We start from the raw sequence: 17324 nt of genomic DNA, 5'->3' as shown, positions 1-17324 counted from the left end.
ACCTTTATACGTTGCGCCAAGCGCTTTGCAGTTTCATGCTTTTCTGTCCAGATCGGCGCGAGGCACATCATCACTTCTGGCTGGTCGATGCTATCAATGGGCATGCGCCCTATTTTGGGGAAAGCGTAATCGCGCAAGGTGTTGATCCACTGCTGTCCGTGCTTGGCGTTTTTCCACGTGGGCATCCGGTCGATATGAACCTGCTGAGCGACCTCTTCAAAGGTTGGAACCTCTTGGCGGGCATTGAAACGCGGGTTCAGACCTTGCTTGGCCATCCGGCGATATTCCAGCGCCCGCTCACGTGCTTGATTGATGGTGACGATATCCGCGCCACCAAGTCCAAAGTCGGTGCGCAGAGGCGCGCCTTTCTTGTTCTTCTGGCTTTTGACCACAACCCGCACGATCCAACGCCGCGCGCCTGAGGGATCGACCACCAAGTATAGACCGTTACCATCGCCATGCCGCCCAGCGCCGAGATTCTCGACCAGTTTCTTAGTCAGCTTGCCGGATAGGGCCATTCAAAAATACCACGTTCCATACCACTCAAGGAACGAATATAGACAACATCGAAAGAAACTCAAGGAAATCGGAAAACGCCAACAAACCTAAGTAAACAAATAAAAAAGGCCGCTCAAAGCAACCTGTACACATCGAAAGAAAAGGTATAATGGCGGAGGAGGTGGGATTCGAACCCACGGTACGCTCTCACGCACGCCGGTTTTCAAGACCGGTGCATTCGACCACTCTGCCACTCCTCCGCAGCACGCACCGCATAGAGGGATGCCATTGATTCTGCAAACCTCGAAATTGACGGATATGTCGTTAAGCCGTCAGCGCCATTGGACTGCGTAGATAGGCGCATGTGGGGCGGGTTGCGATGTAGGTGGGGAAATTTGCCGACGCGGGGCTGTGAGCCTTTCCAAAGCCCCTGCACCCGCGTTAGTGTAGCGCAAAGACCCCGGCAATGGGGCATCAAACATGCCGTATTGACGGCGCGATCAGGCGGCGGCGGATAACGGCGCGCCAGCAGGCAAGGACGACGGACATGAACAGCCCCAGGCTTCACCCCTTTTCAGGCATCCGGCCGCTTCGCTGCACGGTGGGGGTCTTGCTGATGATGACAACCTTGGCGGGCTGTGATGCGGTCGACAATCTGACCGGCGGTCAGAAAGGCGCGTCTGCGGCATCCTCTAGCTCTACGAAACTGGTGGAACGTGATGTCGAAGCGCCCGAAGTTTTTTCGGTCAGCGATCAGGGTCTTTGGGACGGTCGCCCCAGTCTGGGCGGCGTCTGGGTGGCACATCCCGACGTGACCGACCCCGAACGTGTGATCATCCGCAACGAAACCAATGGAAAGTTCGTGATTGGGGCGCTGTTCCGCCGTGAACGCGACCTGCCCGGCCCCAAGCTGCAAATGTCATCGGATGCGGCCGCCGCCCTTGGTATCCTTGCTGGGGCACCAGCACCTCTGAACGTGACCGCCCTACGCCGGCAAGAAGCCGACACCCCTACCCCCGACGCGGCCCCCGAAGGGACGATTGAAACCCCCTCCGAGGTGACCGAGACCACACTGGACCCCGTCGCCGTTACCGCAGGCACCGCGATCGAAGCCGCCCCGGCAGCGGCGAAGCCCGCCGCGCCCGTCGCGCCCAAACCCGCTGCGACTAAGCCTACATCATCGCTGGCGAAACCCTTTGTCCAGATCGGTATCTTTAGCGTTGAGGCAAATGCCGAACGCGCCGCCAACCAGATGCGCAGCGCGGGCATGTTGCCCACCGTCAAACGCAGCGAGATCAACGGCAAGGCGTTCTGGCGTGTCGTCGTCGGCCCGGCCGGTTCGAAATCCGAGATGAACACTTTGCTGAAATCCATCAAGACCGAAGGGTTCTCTGACGCCTACGCCGTGTCGAGCTGACCCACCGCCAAAGGAAACTGCCATGATCCGTATTTTTGCAGCCACGATTGCGACCCTTCTGTTGGCCCTGCCCGTGCAGGCGTTCGAAACACAGGCCCGCGCGGCCTATGTGGTCGACCAGACCACCGGCACTGTGCTGCTAACCAAAAACGCGGATGAACCGCTGCCGCCGGCCTCTATGTCTAAGCTAATGACGCTTTATATGGCGTTCGAAGCGATTGAACGCGGCAAAAGCAATGGCGGGCTGGATCTGACCGAAGAGCTGCCCGTCTCGCAGCACGCCATGTCCTATGGCGGGTCGACCATGTTTCTCGACACCACCGACCGCGTCAAGGTCGAAGACCTGCTGCGCGGGATCATCGTGCTGTCGGGCAATGACGCTTGTGCAGTCATCGCCGAGGCGCTCAGCCCAGATGGGTCAGAGGCCGGTTTTGCCCGCTTGATGACGCAACGAGCGCAGCAGATGGGCATGACCAATTCAACCTTCGCAAATTCCAACGGTTGGCCCGCCGCCGGTCACCGCATGTCGCTGCGCGATTTGGGGCTGCTGGCCACCCGTCTGATCGAGGATTACCCGCAGTATTACCCCATGTTCTCGCAGCAAGAATTTCTGTTTGACGGGCGCGCGCCACAAAACAAGACCAACCGCAACCCGCTGCTGGGGCTTGGCATCGGCGCAGACGGGTTGAAAACCGGCCATACGTCAGAAGCAGGTTATGGGCTTGTCGGCTCTGCCAAACAGGGGGACCGCCGCATTGTGTTTGTGCTCTCCGGTCTCGACAGCGCCGAGGCACGTGCGCAAGAATCTGAATCGATCGTAAACTGGGCCTTTCGCCAGTTTTCGCAACGCTCGATGGGCAAGGCCGGCACGATGATTGCCGAAGCCCCTGTTGCCCTTGGCGCACAAGGTGTTGTGGGTCTTGAACTGGAAAACGATCTGTCAGTGCTTGTGCCTGTTTCGGGCGGCAGTGATGTCTCGGCCGAGGTGGTTTATACCGGCCCCCTCCGTGCGCCCATCACCAAAGGCCAGACCGTCGGCGAGCTTGTCCTGACACGTGGCGACCTGCCCGAAGTGCGCGCCCCGCTGGTGGCCAAAGACAGCGTCGCGGCGGGTGGTTTTATGGTCAAGCTTGAAGCAGCCGCGCGCCACCTGCTGACCCGATTGAACGAAGGACCAGAGGCAGCTTCGTGAGCGATACCCCAAAGGGCCTGTTCATCAGCTTCGAAGGCATCGACGGCTCGGGCAAATCAACCCAGACTAAACTGCTGAAGGACCGGCTAGAGGCTGACGGACATCAGGTCGTGCTGACCCGTGAACCCGGAGGATCCCCCGGGGCCGAAGAAATCCGTGCGCTGGTGCTGCAAGGCGACCCCGACCGCTGGTCTGCACAGACCGAAATTCTGCTGTTCACCGCCGCCCGTCGTGATCATCTTGAACGTACGATCCAACCCGCGCTTAAAGCAGGCAAGATCGTTATCTGCGACCGCTTTGCCGATTCCACCCGCATGTATCAGGGCCTCAGCCGTGGTGATCTGCGCGGTGCGGTCGACCAGCTGCACAGCCTGATGATCGGCGTCGAACCTGATGTAACTGTGCTGATCGATATGGACCCTGGCGAAGGGCTCAGCCGTGCCCTATCCCGCAACACGGTCGAGGAACGGTTCGAGGATTTTGGCGAAAGCCTGCAGGTCGCCATGCGCGCAGGGTTCCTGTCTTTGGCCACTGAATTCCCCGATCGTTTCGTGACCATCAATGGCGCGCAATCGATTGATCAGGTGGCTGCGGATATCTTTGCGCAGGTGCGCCCGCGTCTTGATCCGCGCTAACCCCTTTTCCTGCCGCTGCAATCTGCTAGACCACGTGACATGAGTGATGACGCCCCCCAGCCTGACCGTATCGACGGTGCGCGCCACCCGCGCGATACGCCGCAGCTGTTCGGCCAATCGGCGGCAGAAGCGGCGTTTCTCGATGCGTTCAACTCTGGCAAACTGCACCACGGCTGGCTTCTGACCGGCCCGCGCGGCGTCGGCAAGGCCACATTGGCGTGGCGCATTGCGCGATTTTTGCTAGCGACCCCTGATGCGGATGATGGCGGCATGTTCGACACCCCCGCCCCCACCAGCCTCGATATCGATCCCGACCACCCTGTAGCGCGTCGTGTGGCCGCAGGGGGCGAAGGGGCTCTTAAGGTAATAACACGGTCGTTGGACGAGAAAACCAAGCGTCTGCGCAAGCAGATCGTGGTGGATGACATTCGCAAGCTGAACGGGTTCTTCCAGATGTCCGCCGCCGATGGTGGGCGCCGTGTCGTGATCGTCGATGACGCCGACCTGATGAACCCCAACGCCGCCAACGCTCTGCTCAAGATGCTCGAAGAGCCGCCCGCCCGCGCGATCATGCTGCTGATCAGCCACCGCCCTTCAGGGTTGCTGCCCACCATCCGCTCGCGCTGTCGGACCCTGCGGCTTGGTACGCTGACGCCGGACGACATGGCACTGGCGCTCGGCCAGTCAGAGGTGGACATTCAGGGCGATCCCGCAGCGCTCGCGGCGCTTTCTGGCGGGTCAGTGGGCGGCGCGCTGTCCCTGTCGCTGATGGGCGGGCTGGCGATGTATGGCGAACTGGTCGCCCTGCTCGATACGATGCCCCGTCTGGACCGCGCCCGCGCGCTCAAACTGGCAGAGGCCGCCGCCGCCCGCGGGGCCGAAGAGAAACTGTCGCTGCTGTTCACGCTTGTTGATCTGCTGATGCTGCGACTGGCGCGCACCGGTGCCCTTGGCCACCCGCCTGAAACCGCCGCCGCCCCGAACGAGGCCGCGGTGCTGGCCCGACTGTCGCCCACACCGGCCCAAGGACGGGTCTGGGCAGAGACCGCCCACGACATCGGCACCCGTGCGCGTCACGGGATGGCGGTCAACCTTGACCCTGCCGCACTGGTCCTAGATACCCTGTTCAAGATGGGCGACGCCGCACCCCGCTAGCCCACACAAGACGAACAGGCAGGACACTAGGCATGACAGACAGTACTCTCGACATTCACCCGATCACCGACAGTCATTGCCACCTGGATTTTCCCGATTTCGACGGCGAACTGCCCGATGTGATTGCCCGCGCCCAAGCCGCAGGCGTCACGCGCATGGTCACCATCTGCACCAAGCTCAAGAACGAACCCGCCGTGCGGGCCATCGCCGAGGCTCACGCTCCGGTCTTTTATGCCGCTGGCACCCACCCGATGAGCGTCGCGACCGAGCCCATGGCCAGCTATGACGATCTGATGGCCCTGACCAAACACCCCAAGATGGTGGGCATTGGCGAAACGGGGCTGGATTACCACTACACCGCAGACAGCGCCGAAGCGCAGCAAACCAGCCTGCGCACCCATATCGCCGCGTCCCGTGACAGCGGCCTGCCCCTGATCATCCACGCCCGCGACGCCGATGACGATATGGCCCGCATCCTCAGAGAGGAGCACGCCAACGGTGCCTACCCCTGCGTGATGCACTGCTTCTCGTCGACACAAGCGCTTGGCCGTGCGGCGCTGGATCTGGGGTTCTACCTGTCGATGTCGGGCATTACCGCTTTCCCCAAATCCCAAGACCTGCGCGACATCTTTGCCGACGCCCCCCTGGACCGGATATTGGTCGAAACCGACAGCCCTTATCTGGCCCCGCCCCCGCATCGCGGTAGACGGAATGAACCAGCCTTTACCGCGCACACGGCACGGCGTGGTGCCGAAACCTTTGGCATCGATTATGCCAGCTTTGCCGCGCAGACGCAGGCGAATTTTGACCGGCTGTTCACCAAGGTTGCACAGTATCAGGACGCCGCCTGATGGCGCAGATGAAGATCACCATTCTGGGCTGCGGCTCTTCGGGCGGGGTGCCGCGCCTTGGCGGGCACTGGGGAGCCTGCGATCCGGCCAACCCCAAGAACGCACGGCGACGCTGTTCTATCCTGGTAGAACGCATTACGGACGCAGGCACGACATCGGTGCTGATCGACACCTCCCCCGATATGCGCAGCCAATTGCTGGATGCGGGCGTCGGGCGGCTGGATGCGGTGCTGTACACCCATTCCCATGCCGACCACGTACACGGGCTGGACGATCTGCGGATGATCGTGATCAACATGCGCCAGCGCCTGCCGGTCTGGGCCGACACACCGACGCGCGACGCACTGCTGGACCGCTTCGGCTATGTCTTTATCCAGCCCTCCGGATCGTCCTACCCGCCAATTCTTGAAATGAACCACATCGACGGCGACGTGACGATTGATGGCCCCGGCGGGCCGCTGACCTTTACGCCCTTCCTCGTGAACCATGGCGGGATGGATGCGCTTGGCTTCCGCGTCAACGATGTGGCTTACCTGCCCGATGTGGCGCAGATCCCCGACGACATCTGGCCCCACCTGCGGGACCTACGCTGCTGGATCGTCGACGCGCTGCGCCGCGATCCGCACCCGACCCACAGCCACCTTGCCCAGACCCTTGACTGGATCACACAGATGGCCCCGCAAACGGCTGTGCTGACCAATATGCACAACGATCTCGACTATGACACGCTGGCCGCGGAAACTCCCGATCATATCGAACCTGCCTTTGACGGCATGACCCTGAGCTTCCCCGTCTAAACAGCGCCCTGCCTGCCTAGACTTCATTTTGCCCATTAAACTCCACGGGGGGTGTGGGGGTGTGAAACCCCCACTGCAACAGCGCCTCCCGCACCCAAGGCCATATTTCACGTGCAAACCCTTCTCGAAGTCATCCTCCCCGTCTTTCTTGTCATCGGCTTTGGCTATGTCTCTGTCTGGCGGGGGTATTTTCCGGTCTCGGGCATCGACGGTGTCATGCGGTTCGCGCAAAGCTTTGCGATCCCCTGCTTGCTATTCCAGTCCATTGCGCATCTGGATCTGTCGGCCTCTTTCGACCCACGACTGTTGTTCAGCTTTTACACCGGTGCGGCGGTCTGCTTTACGCTGGGGCTGCTTGGTGCGCGGTTCTTGTTCAAACGAGACTGGGAAGACTGCGTCGCCATCGGGTTTTGCAGCCTCTTTTCCAACTCCGTCTTGCTCGGCCTGCCCATCACCGAGCGCGCCTATGGCCCCGACGCCCTGATCGGGAACTTCGCGATCATCGCCATCCACTCGCCTTTCTGCTACGGGCTGGGGATCACGGTGATGGAGTTTGTGCGGAACCGCGGCCAGTCTGGCACCGCTTTGGCACGCAATGTGGCGCGGGCGATGTTCCACAATCCGCTGGTCTTAGGCATCATCGCGGGCTTTGCCGTGAACCTGAGCGGGCTGGCGATTCCCGGCGTGATTGATGACGCGCTGTCATTGATCGTTCGGGCTGCCCTGCCCGCGGCACTTTTTGCACTCGGCGGCGTGCTGATCCAATACCGCCCCGAAGGCGACACCAAGACCATCGCGATGGTCTGTATCTTGTCCCTAATGGTGCACCCCGCGATTGTCTGGATGATGGGCAGCAGCTTTGGCCTGCCCCAAGACCTGTTCCGCTCGGGCGTGATGACGGCGGCGATGGCACCGGGGTTCAACGCCTATATCTTCGCCAATATGTATGGCCGTGCGCGCCGTGTGGCCGCAAGCTCGGTGTTGGTGGCGACAATGGGATCGGTGCTGACGGCATGGCTGTGGCTGAGCGTGCTGCCATGATGCCGGTGCTCTATTCCTTCCGCCGGTGCCCTTACGCGATGCGTGCGCGTCTGGCCTTGCGGTCGGGGGGCCAACAGGTGCAGCTGCGCGAAGTTGTTCTGCGTGACAAACCGGCTGCCTTTCTGGCGACCTCGCCCAGTGGAACGGTGCCCTGCCTTGCGCTTGAGACGGGCAAGGTCATCGACGAAAGCCTCGACATCATGATCTGGGCGCTGCGCCGACACGATCCCGAAGGGCTGCTGGATATGCCTGACGCGGGATGGGACTGGATCAGCCGTTGCGATGGACCCTTTAAACAGGCGCTAGACCGCACCAAATACGCCACCCGCTATCCTGACGCCAATCCTGTGGCAGAGCGCGCTAAGGCGGCGACCCACTTGGCGGCACTGGACGGGCAAATCGGAACCCATATTTTTGACGCCCCCAGCATTGCCGACATGGCGATTGCCCCCTTCGTGCGCCAGTTCGCTTTCATCGATAAACAATGGTTCGACGCGCAGCCCTGGCCACAGCTTCAGGCTTGGCTAGAGCGGTTTCTGACGTCCGACAGTTTTGCCGCCGTGATGAACAAATACCCGCAATGGGCAGAGGGCGACGCGCCCACGGTTTTTCCTGCCTAGGGCGGCAACCCCCTTCGCCCCGCGTACGCTGCATCGCGGCACAAGTTACCCCACGTCACAAAGCCGCGCCACTACCCTGACAGCCGTCAGGCAGGTTGCCACAGCGGCTTGCACACTCCTAACCTTGGATCGTGATCCCACCGGATCACAACAACCGGGAGGAGATATAATGAGACATTTTAGATCAGGCTTGGTCGCCGGGGCGCTGGCCCTTGGCACCACCGTTGCCACGCTAACACCTGCATGGGCCCAAGAGCTGCCACGCGGCGACGCGACTGCCTTAGGCTTCGACCCTGACCGGCTGGCGCGGATGGACGCGACCTTTGGCGCGCTTGTCGACAAGGGAATGACGCCGGGTGCCGTGCTGATGTTGATCCGCGACGGTCAGATTGCGCATGTATCGACAATGGGCAAACGCACCCCCGACGGGGAGCCGATGACCGAAGACACGCTGTTCCGCATCTATTCCATGACCAAACCCATAACCAGCGTCGCTGCAATGATGCTGGTCGAAGAAGGCAAACTGCTGCTGAACGCCCCCGTTTCCACCTACCTGCCTGCCTATAAAACACTGACGGTCGCCACTGGCGAGAAAGACGCCGAAGGCAAGCCTGTGACCCGCCCCGCCAAAGGCGTGATGACCGTGCAAGACCTGATGCGCCATACCTCGGGGCTTACCTATGGCTTCTTCGGGGCCGGTCCCGCACGCGAGGCCTATAACGCAGCAGAGGTCGGATCGCAGGACAACACTGCGATAGAACAGGCCAACCTACTGGCGTCACTGCCGCTAGAGCATGACCCCGGCACCACATGGGAATATTCCCGCGCGACGGATGTTCTGGGCGCGGTAGTAGAGGTTGCGTCAGGCCAGACGCTCGAAGACTTCATGAAGGCGCGTATTTTCGACCCGCTGGGGATGGACGACACCGCGTTCTATATCGACGACGCGGCAGATTTCCCCCGCATCGCCGAACCCTTCGCCGATCAAGCCAAACTGGGCAGCCGCGATGTATTTGATCCGCGCGGGCGCAAGCCGAACCAGTCGGGCGGTGGCGGGCTGATGTCCACGGTGCATGACTACGCCAAATTCGCGCAGATGATGCTAAATGGCGGAGAGTTGAACGGTGCGCGGCTGCTGTCGCCCAAGACCGTGCAGCTGATGACCTCGAACCACCTTGAAGGCATCAAACCCGGAAAATATTACCTGCCCGGCCCCGGGTACGGCTTTGGTCTGGGATACGGTGTGCGGCTTGAAACCGGCAATGCGCCGTCGTCAGGCTCTGCTGGGGAATACAACTGGGGAGGTGCCGCAGGCACGGGCTATCATGCAGACCCAGCCGAAGATATGATTGCGCTGTTGATGATCCAGTCGCCGGCCAATCGCGGGCCGCTGCGCCTGATCTTCAAGAACCTCGCCTATAGCACCTTGGCCGAAAGCCGCATCGACGACTGACCCCCTTGGGGCACGCGTGCCTTGCCGCTGAATCGGCGCAAAAGGCCCCCAATGTGGGGGCCTTTTGTCGTTTGGGACGACAGATCACTGGCTTGGCGAGAAAAATACCACTAGAATTTCATACCGGCCATTGTCACCGTGATGGCGCGCGTTAGGTCATCGCATTGATTATAAAGGGTTCACATTGTGGCAACAGAAACACTCGGCGCGCTAAATCCTGTAACTGCGATCGCATTGGTGGGCGCGATCGGGGTGGGGTCACAATGGATCGCATGGCGGCTGCGCATGCCGGCGATTGTGCTGATGCTGGTGGCGGGGATCCTGATCGGGCCGGTTCTGGGCATCTTTGATCCCACACGTGATATCGGGCCCTTGATGGGGCCGATGATCTCTATCGCCGTCGCAATTATCCTGTTCGAGGGCGGGCTGTCGCTGAACTTTCATACGCTTCAAGATGCGGTCGGCGGTGTCCGGCGGCTGGTCTATATCGGCGCACCGCTTGGCTGGCTGATGTCGGCGCTGTCGCTGCACTATGTGGCGGGCCTCAGCTGGTCGAGCTCTGCCGTGTTTGGCGGGATCATGATCGTGACCGGTCCGACGGTGATCGCACCGCTGTTGCGCACCGCACGGCTGTCACGCCGCCCCGCGACCTTGCTCCAGTGGGAAGCCATCCTGAACGACCCCATCGGTGCCCTTGCCGCCGTGCTGGCGTTCGAGGTGGTGATCGCGCTGAACACGGCCACCACTGCATCCGAGGCGATGCTTGAGCTGCTTATCGGTGCCGCCGTGGCCACTGCTGCCGGTGTCGCTGCTGGCATTGGTCTGTCGCGGGCCTTCAAACGCGGCTGGGTTCCGGAATACATGAAAGTGCCGGTGTTGTTTGCCCTGCTCTTGGGGGTCTTTGCTGCATCTGATTCGGTGCTTCACGAAAGCGGGCTGCTGGCGGTGACCATTATGGGGATCGTGATCGCGAACTCCAAACTGCCCAGCTACGAAGAAATGCGCCGCTTTAAAGAGCACGCGACTGTGCTGCTGGTATCGGGCGTGTTCATCCTGCTGGCCGCAGGGCTGGATGTTGAGGCGCTAAGCAGCCTTGATTGGCGTGCCGCGGTCTTTGTGGCCGTGGTGGTGCTGGTGGCACGGCCTGCGACAGTATTCATCTCGCTTATCGGGTCGGGCATACCATTTCGTGAAAAACTGCTGGTCGCCCTGACCGGTCCACGCGGCGTGGTGCTGGTCGCTGTGGCGGGTCTGTTTGGCGAACGCCTGCTGAGCCTCGGGTTCGAAGACGCCGCCCTGATCGCACCGCTGGCCTTTGCACTTGTCGCAGTGACGGTGGTCGTGAACGGTTTCACCCTCGCCCCCTTTGCGCGGCTGCTGGGTCTTACGGGGGCGGATACGCCCGGTGTGGTCATCATCGGCGGGTCCGACTGGACCACACAACTGGCCGAAGTGTTGAAGAAAATGGACATTCCCGTCCTGATGACCGACCCCAACTTCATCCGCCTGCGCAAGGCCCGCGCAGCAGGGATCGACACGTTTTCAGGCGATATCCTATCCGAGGCGGCAGAGCAGCGGGTCGAGCTTGTGAGCTATGCGACCCTGATCGCAGCCACAGAAAACGACGCTTATAACACCTTGGTCACCACCGACCTTGCCCCGGAATTCGGCCGCGAGAACGTCTTTCAGGTGATGCGCGAAAAATCCGAAAGCAGCCGCCACCAATTGCCCCGTACCCTTGGCGGGCGTCCCTTAGGGCTTGATGCGACCCATACCGAACTGCGCCAACTGGTGGCCGAAGGATGGCAGTTCCGCAGCACGCGCCTGTCAGAGGAATTCACGCTGGAGGACTGGCGCAATGAAAGCCCTGACGCACGCTTGCTGGCGCAGATCACCACCGGCGGCGAGATCAAGTTCATGCGCAAGAACGAGGAATTCAAAGGCGGTGCAGGCATCCAGGTCATCGCCCTGCGCCCGCCAGAGGCGTGATCGGCTGCGTCTCCCCCACCCATTTCCACCACCACGGGTATTTGGGCTTTGTATATACCTCAATTGCACCATTTTTTCGCCACACCGTTCAGGCAGTTGCTTCAGTCATGTAGGTAATCAACTGAAAAGGCACATCTATGTTAGTAAGTTCACTTTTCTCTGGCTCTAGCCAGCAGTCTCAGCCCAAACCGGCCGAGAAGCCAAAAGACACGGCCGAAACCAACAAAGCCGAAACACAAAGCAATCAGGAGGCCGCGCAAGAAACGCAGCCTTCCGCCGAAGCTGCTCCGGCGCAGTCGTCACAGCCCGCGGCCCCTGCGCAGAAAGCGCAAGCCCCCGCGGCCGAAGCACCGGCATCCGCCACCGCTACGCCAGATGCGAAAGATACCGGTATGAGCGAGGCGCAAGCCCGCGCCGCCGCAGAAGCCCGCATCGAAGCCACGCAGGCACGCAGTCTGATCGACCAGATCGCACCAGTCAGCAGCTCGCCCCAACAGGCTAATAAATCCTACCTGTCGGCATTGCTGAAATCGAATGCCCCAACCGAGGCCGCATCAGCGAAATCTATCGCTGACCCCGTCGCCGATAAAGCCGTCAAACCGCTAAAAGCAGCGGCATAACCCACGCAAATCCCGTCGCGCCCGAGATTTTTGGGCGCGACGCATTGGTTTTGACACACAACTCAGGCCAAGGCCGCCACGCGGCACCAAGACGACATGTCTCATCGGTATAACTATGGGAAAAGTGGTGCGGGTGAAGGGACTCGAACCCCCACGCCATAGGCGCCAGAACCTAAATCTGGTGCGTCTACCAATTCCGCCACACCCGCATTGCGCGTTCAGTATCAAAGATATCTGCCAGTGGCGAGAGGGAAAAACACCCGCGGCGCAAGGTTTTTGTCCTGCACAGTGAGGGCTGTGAGGCGCTAGAGGTTGAGCGCCGCAAAGACATGCGGAATTTCTTCGATCAGATCTTCGGCGATCAGCCCCGGACCAAAGCGCCGCGCGGCTTCTACATGCAGCCACGTTGCATATTGCGCGGCTTTGATCGGGGCAAACCCGCGGGCGAGCAGACCGGTGATCATCCCTGAAAGCACGTCTCCCGCGCCGGCTGTGGCCAACCACGGGGCAGCGCGGTCTGCCGTGCTGTCATGGGTGGCAACACGTCCGTCCGGATGTGCGATGACGGTCATGGCCCCTTTGTACAACACCACGGCCCCCGCCGTTTGCGCTGCTGTCAAACACTGTTGGACCTTGGTGGCATCGTCTTCCGATAGCCCTTTGAACAGACGTTTAAACTCGCCGGCATGGGGTGTCAGCACACAGTGCGGGCCCAAACGTTTGCGTAGCGCGGGGTCCTGCGCGATCAGGGTCAGCGCATCGGCATCCAGCACGCAGGGCTTGCCGCTATCCAGCACCGCTTCGACCAGCGCCGCCTGCGCCGGCTTCAGCCCCAGCCCCGGCCCGATACAGATCGCGCCGATGCGCTTGTCCGACGCAAGCTCTGTTAGCGCCTCGGGGCCGGCGACACGGGACAGCATCAACGCGGTGATGTGCATCGCCACTTCCATCTGCGCCGCCGGAGGGACAGCCAAGGTAACCAGCCCCGCCCCGATCCGCAAAGCCGCGCGCCCCGTAAGGCGTGCCGCCCCAGTGCGTCCGGCACCTCCCGTCATGACAACGGCATGCCCGTGATCGAACTTATGCCCCTGCCCTTTGGCCAACAGATCAAAATTCAGCGTCTCGGAGGTGATGGCAATCGGCTGCATGGGGTCCCTTTCCAGTCGGTCGTCGCGGTAGAGATAGACCATCTGCGCGCGCGATATCCAAGCCCGACCGCGGCCCATTTTTTAAACTGACTTATTTTTAAGCGCACCGCATATAAAACGAGCAATGCGCACAAATTTTCGCCTCTTTCGGTGGACTCCGCCCCGCGTCTGGTAGACCGTCGGCTCGCACGGTGAGATGACACCGATGTAGAACGAAAATCACCCGTCTGGCAGGGAGGCCTCAGATGAAAAAGATCGAAGCTGTAATCAAGCCGTTCAAGCTTGATGAAGTCAAGGAGGCGCTCCAAGAGGTTGGCGTTCAGGGCCTTAGCGTTATCGAAGTCAAAGGCTTCGGTCGTCAAAAAGGCCATACTGAATTGTACCGTGGCGCTGAATATGTCGTCGATTTTCTGCCCAAAGTGAAAATCGAAATCGTTTTGGACGACGATCAGGTCGACGGTGCCATCGAGGCCATCGTCAACGCGGCGAAAACCGAAAAGATCGGCGACGGCAAGATTTTCGTCAGCCCCATCGAACAGACAATCCGCATCCGTACCGGTGAAACCGGATCAGACGCGCTTTAATCGAATTTCTGAGATTCAAGAAAAGGATATCATCCAATGAGCACCAAGGACTTCCTGAAGAAGATCAAAGACGAAGACATCGAATACGTTGATGTCCGCTTTACCGACACACGCGGTACGCTGCAGCACGTGACAATTGTTTCCGATCTGGTCGACGAAGACTTTATCGAAGAAGGCTTTATGTTTGACGGCTCTTCGATCGCAGGCTGGAAAAGCATCGAAGCATCCGACATGAAGCTGATGCTGGACACAGACACGGCCTATGTAGATCCGTTCTATGCTGAAAAAACCATCTGCGTGCACTGCTCAATCGTAGAGCCTGACACCAATGAACCATACGAGCGCGACCCCCGTGGTACCGCGCAAAAAGCCGAGGCCTATCTGAAATCCTCCGGCATTGGTGATGTGGCCTATATGGGTCCGGAAGCTGAATTCTTCCTGTTCGACAACGTCAAATTCTCGAACACGATCAACAAGGTATCCTACGAAGTTGACGCGTCCGACGCGTCCTGGAATTCCGACACCGACTACGAGATGGGCAACATGGGCCACCGCCCTGGCCTCAAGGGCGGCTACTTCCCCGTGAACCCCATTGACGAAGCACAGGACCTGCGCGCCGAAATGCTGTCGACAATGAAACGTCTGGGTATGAAGGTCGACAAACACCACCACGAAGTGGCGTCCTGCCAGCACGAACTGGGCCTGATCTTTGGTACGCTGACCACGCAAGCTGACGAGATGCAGAAATACAAATACGTGGTGCACAATGTCGCCCACGCCTACGGTAAATCCGCAACCTTCATGCCCAAGCCGATCTATGGCGACAACGGCTCTGGCATGCACGTGAACATGTCGATCTGGAAAGATGGCAAGCCTTTGTTCGCAGGCGACAAATACGCAGACCTCAGCCAAGAAGCGCTGTATTTTATCGGCGGCATCCTGTCCCACTCCAAGTCGCTGAACGCCTTCACCAACCCGACGACGAACAGCTACAAGCGTCTGATCCCCGGTTTTGAAGCACCCGTTCTGCGCGCCTATTCCGCACGCAACCGTTCGGGCTGTGTCCGTATCCCATGGACAGAATCCCCCAAAGCAAAACGCGTAGAGGCCCGCTTCCCCGATCCGGCAGCCAACCCCTACCTGTGCTTTGCAGCCCTGCTGATGGCCGGCCTTGACGGGATCAAGAACAAGATCGATCCGGGCGAAGCCATGGACAAAAACCTCTATGATCTGCCCGCCGAAGAACTTGCCGATATCCCAACCGTTTCCAGCTCCCTGCGCGAAGCGCTGGACGAACTGCAAGCGGATATGGATTACCTACTGGCCGGTGACGTCTTCACCAAAGACCAGGTTCAGGGCTATATCGACCTGAAGATGGCAGAAGTTCTCAAGTACGACCAAACACCACACCCGGTTGAATTTGGCATGTACTACAGCTGCTAATCCCATCGCCCACCCGCAGGGGTGGACCATATTACCAGCCAAGGGCGTCCCAGTGGGGCGCCCTTTCGCTTTCAAAGCTGCTTCTTATTTGAAGTTCGCCGCACCTGAGCTAGAGTCAGCCGAAGTCAAATTTAGCCAGAGGTACTTTTATGCGCCCCACCCAACGACTTGCCACTGCTCTTATGCTGTCCATGGGCTTCGCCGCCCCCGTTGCTGCGGCCCAATGTGGCAACAACGCAGGGGGCTTTGACGCCTGGAAGCCCGCCTTTGCCAAAGAGGCCGCAGCCGCAGGGGTTGGCCAACGCGGCCTCGATGCGCTGGCCAATGCGCGCTATGCCAGCAGCACCATCGCCGCCGACCGCAACCAGAAATCCTTTAACTACTCGCTCGATAAATTCATGCAGGTGCGCGGTGCCGATACAATCGTCGCCCAAGGCCGCAAACGCAAATCCCGTGACGCAGGCTTCTACCAGTCTCTCGAAGCCCGCTATGGCGTGCCTGCCGGGGTGATCATCGCGATCCACGGCATGGAAACGGCCTTTGGCGGATTTATGGGCGATACGTCAGTTGTCTCGGCCATCACAACGCTGACCTATGACTGCCGCCGCTCAGACTTTTTCGCCCCTCACGCCATCGGTGCTCTTAAACTGGTCGATACCGGCGCGATCAGCGGCAGCACCAAAGGGGCGAAACACGGAGAGCTCGGACACACCCAATTCCTGCCAGGAAATGCGCTGCGCTACGGCGTGGACGGCAACGGTGATGGTCGTGTCGATTTCTACAACCAGACCGATGCGCTGGCCTCCACGGCGAACTTCCTGCGCCAAAAAGGCTGGCAAACGGGTGCTGGCTACCAAGAAGGCCAGACCAACTTTAATGTAATCAAGCAATGGAATGCGGCTGGCGTCTATCAAAAGGCCATCGCCATCATGGCCGCCCGCATCGACGGTTAATCCGCCCGATCCCATACTGACACACTCATGCGCGCGCCTCTAATCAAGGCGCGCGTTTTACTTCCAAATGGCAGAAAATCCTCGCCGAAGGCATCCCGCCCTCTCAGCCCATCCGCCGGCAGATGCGGCCCACATCCCCTCGCTGGCCACATCGCCCGTTGTCAGGCAACTGTGTCCCCGTCACGCACCACATAGGTGTGGATGGTAAAGACGACCGCGTCGCTTTCGGGAAGACGTAGGATGCACTGCCGCTCTGATCGGGTAAAGGGCATGTCACTGCCCGTCTCGCGACGGCGGGGCTGGTGAAGGTCCGCATCAGCATAGCGCAGCTTGTTGAAACGCCACAAAGGCCGCCCTGCCCGCACCCCGTTAAACAGACGTTGAACGCGCCGCGCAATATCAGCGTTGTATTCCGCGACCGGGCTGTGAATAGCGGTCAACGGCTGCTCTATCTTATCTGCCAACCGCCAATTCGCCGGAAAGCACAGCGCGGCTGCATTGAGCACATGTTCATCGCCACGCTTTTGCAGAATACACAGATCTTCTTGTACCAGATGCGCCAGCGTCCAGAGCGGTTGCGACCGGTCCAGCATAACCTTGCGCCCATCGGGGCAGACCACGGCCTTTGTGTCGATCCCAAAGCCGAAACGCGGCAGCAGTGCGAGCGCGTGTTCCAACAGCTCGGACACCGCAGGCTTTGCTGTCTCGCTTTGATAGAAAACCGCCTCGGGTCGCTCTGCCAGCAGCGCCTCGCGATATGCCATCTGCGGGGCATAGGCTTCGTCCATCAGCAGCCAATCCTCTGCGCCGCATGGCCCCGTGCCCGGCAGCCCCGGCGTGCCTGTTTGCTGTTCGGGCAATCTGGTTTGCAGTATCACGGGCATGGGCTCTCCCTGTCAGATAGATGGATCATGTTTGGTCAGTGGGC

General features: G+C 60.3%; 17 protein-coding genes and 2 tRNA genes. 14 read left to right on the top strand and 5 right to left on the bottom strand.

Features of this window, described 5'->3' with window-relative positions:
- A partial coding sequence (locus BLQ98_RS13110) for a tyrosine-type recombinase/integrase (protein WP_141135335.1) occupies positions 1 to 518 on the bottom strand: 518 nt, incomplete at its 3' end.
- Positions 519 to 668: 150 nt separating this feature from the next.
- A tRNA-Ser gene (locus BLQ98_RS13105) sits at positions 669 to 758 on the bottom strand.
- 356 nt (positions 759 to 1114) lie between these two features.
- Between BLQ98_RS13105 and BLQ98_RS13100 the strand changes: the two genes are divergently transcribed.
- From BLQ98_RS13100 to BLQ98_RS13050, 11 genes are all read left to right on the top strand, one after another.
- Complete coding sequence (locus tag BLQ98_RS13100; protein WP_244148432.1) at positions 1115 to 1915, top strand: SPOR domain-containing protein; 801 nt, start codon at positions 1115 to 1117, stop codon at positions 1913 to 1915.
- Positions 1916 to 1937: 22 nt separating this feature from the next.
- A complete protein-coding gene (locus tag BLQ98_RS13095) occupies positions 1938 to 3107 on the top strand; it encodes a D-alanyl-D-alanine carboxypeptidase family protein (protein WP_093733756.1) in 1170 nt (389 codons plus the stop codon).
- On the top strand, positions 3104 to 3742 hold the full coding sequence (gene tmk, locus BLQ98_RS13090) for a dTMP kinase (protein ID WP_093733755.1): 639 nt from the start codon (positions 3104 to 3106) through the stop codon (positions 3740 to 3742). The genes BLQ98_RS13095 and tmk overlap by 4 nt, the downstream gene beginning before the upstream one ends.
- A 39-nt stretch (positions 3743 to 3781) precedes the next feature.
- Positions 3782 to 4897, top strand: a complete 1116-nt coding sequence (locus tag BLQ98_RS13085; RefSeq protein WP_093733754.1) for a DNA polymerase III subunit delta' — start codon at positions 3782 to 3784, stop codon at positions 4895 to 4897.
- A gap of 32 nt (positions 4898 to 4929) precedes the next feature.
- Positions 4930 to 5748 (top strand): TatD family hydrolase, encoded by an 819-nt coding sequence (locus BLQ98_RS13080; RefSeq protein WP_093733753.1) that lies wholly within the window; start codon positions 4930 to 4932, stop codon positions 5746 to 5748.
- Entirely contained in the window at positions 5748 to 6545 is a 798-nt protein-coding gene (locus BLQ98_RS13075; RefSeq protein WP_093733752.1) for an MBL fold metallo-hydrolase, read from the top strand. The genes BLQ98_RS13080 and BLQ98_RS13075 overlap by 1 nt, the downstream gene beginning before the upstream one ends.
- A 111-nt stretch (positions 6546 to 6656) precedes the next feature.
- Positions 6657 to 7586 (top strand): AEC family transporter, encoded by a 930-nt coding sequence (locus tag BLQ98_RS13070; protein ID WP_093733751.1) that lies wholly within the window; start codon positions 6657 to 6659, stop codon positions 7584 to 7586.
- Positions 7583 to 8206 carry a glutathione S-transferase gene (locus BLQ98_RS13065; RefSeq protein WP_093733766.1) on the top strand — a complete coding sequence of 208 codons (624 nt, stop codon included), beginning with the start codon at positions 7583 to 7585 and terminating at the stop codon, positions 8204 to 8206. Before BLQ98_RS13070 ends, BLQ98_RS13065 begins: the two co-directional genes overlap by 4 nt.
- Positions 8207 to 8375: 169 nt before the next feature.
- Positions 8376 to 9659 carry a serine hydrolase domain-containing protein gene (locus BLQ98_RS13060; RefSeq protein ID WP_093733750.1) on the top strand — a complete coding sequence of 428 codons (1284 nt, stop codon included), beginning with the start codon at positions 8376 to 8378 and terminating at the stop codon, positions 9657 to 9659.
- Between the two features lie 186 nt (positions 9660 to 9845).
- Entirely contained in the window at positions 9846 to 11648 is a 1803-nt protein-coding gene (locus tag BLQ98_RS13055) for a cation:proton antiporter (protein WP_244148431.1), read from the top strand.
- Between the two features lie 137 nt (positions 11649 to 11785).
- On the top strand, positions 11786 to 12268 hold the full coding sequence (locus BLQ98_RS13050) for a hypothetical protein (RefSeq protein WP_093733749.1): 483 nt from the start codon (positions 11786 to 11788) through the stop codon (positions 12266 to 12268).
- A gap of 125 nt (positions 12269 to 12393) precedes the next feature.
- Here the strand turns inward: BLQ98_RS13050 and BLQ98_RS13045 are convergent.
- Both BLQ98_RS13045 and BLQ98_RS13040 read right to left on the bottom strand, forming a co-directional pair.
- A tRNA-Leu gene (locus tag BLQ98_RS13045) sits at positions 12394 to 12477 on the bottom strand.
- A 96-nt stretch (positions 12478 to 12573) separates the two neighbouring features.
- Positions 12574 to 13458, bottom strand: coding sequence for an NAD(P)H-hydrate dehydratase (locus BLQ98_RS13040; protein ID WP_244148430.1), 885 nt, complete (start codon positions 13456 to 13458; stop codon positions 12574 to 12576).
- 203 nt (positions 13459 to 13661) lie between these two features.
- On the opposite strand from BLQ98_RS13040, the gene BLQ98_RS13035 reads away from it, so the two are divergent.
- From BLQ98_RS13035 to BLQ98_RS13025, 3 genes are all read left to right on the top strand, one after another.
- Entirely contained in the window at positions 13662 to 14000 is a 339-nt protein-coding gene (locus BLQ98_RS13035; protein WP_093733747.1) for a P-II family nitrogen regulator, read from the top strand.
- 36 nt (positions 14001 to 14036) lie between these two features.
- Positions 14037 to 15443, top strand: a complete 1407-nt coding sequence (gene glnA / locus BLQ98_RS13030; protein ID WP_093733746.1) for a type I glutamate--ammonia ligase — start codon at positions 14037 to 14039, stop codon at positions 15441 to 15443.
- A gap of 149 nt (positions 15444 to 15592) precedes the next feature.
- Positions 15593 to 16396 carry a lytic murein transglycosylase gene (locus BLQ98_RS13025; protein WP_093733745.1) on the top strand — a complete coding sequence of 268 codons (804 nt, stop codon included), beginning with the start codon at positions 15593 to 15595 and terminating at the stop codon, positions 16394 to 16396.
- A gap of 161 nt (positions 16397 to 16557) precedes the next feature.
- Here BLQ98_RS13025 and BLQ98_RS13020 read toward each other — a convergent pair whose 3' ends face one another.
- On the bottom strand, positions 16558 to 17280 hold the full coding sequence (locus BLQ98_RS13020) for a heme-dependent oxidative N-demethylase family protein (protein ID WP_093733744.1): 723 nt from the start codon (positions 17278 to 17280) through the stop codon (positions 16558 to 16560).
- Between the last annotated feature and the right edge of the window lie 44 nt (positions 17281 to 17324).

The sequence above is a fragment of the Sulfitobacter litoralis genome (assembly GCF_900103185.1).
Classification (GTDB): Bacteria; Pseudomonadota; Alphaproteobacteria; order Rhodobacterales; family Rhodobacteraceae; genus Sulfitobacter; species Sulfitobacter litoralis.
The sequence above is the reverse complement of the archived record's forward strand: the minus strand, read 5'-3'. Positions and strand labels throughout refer to the sequence as shown.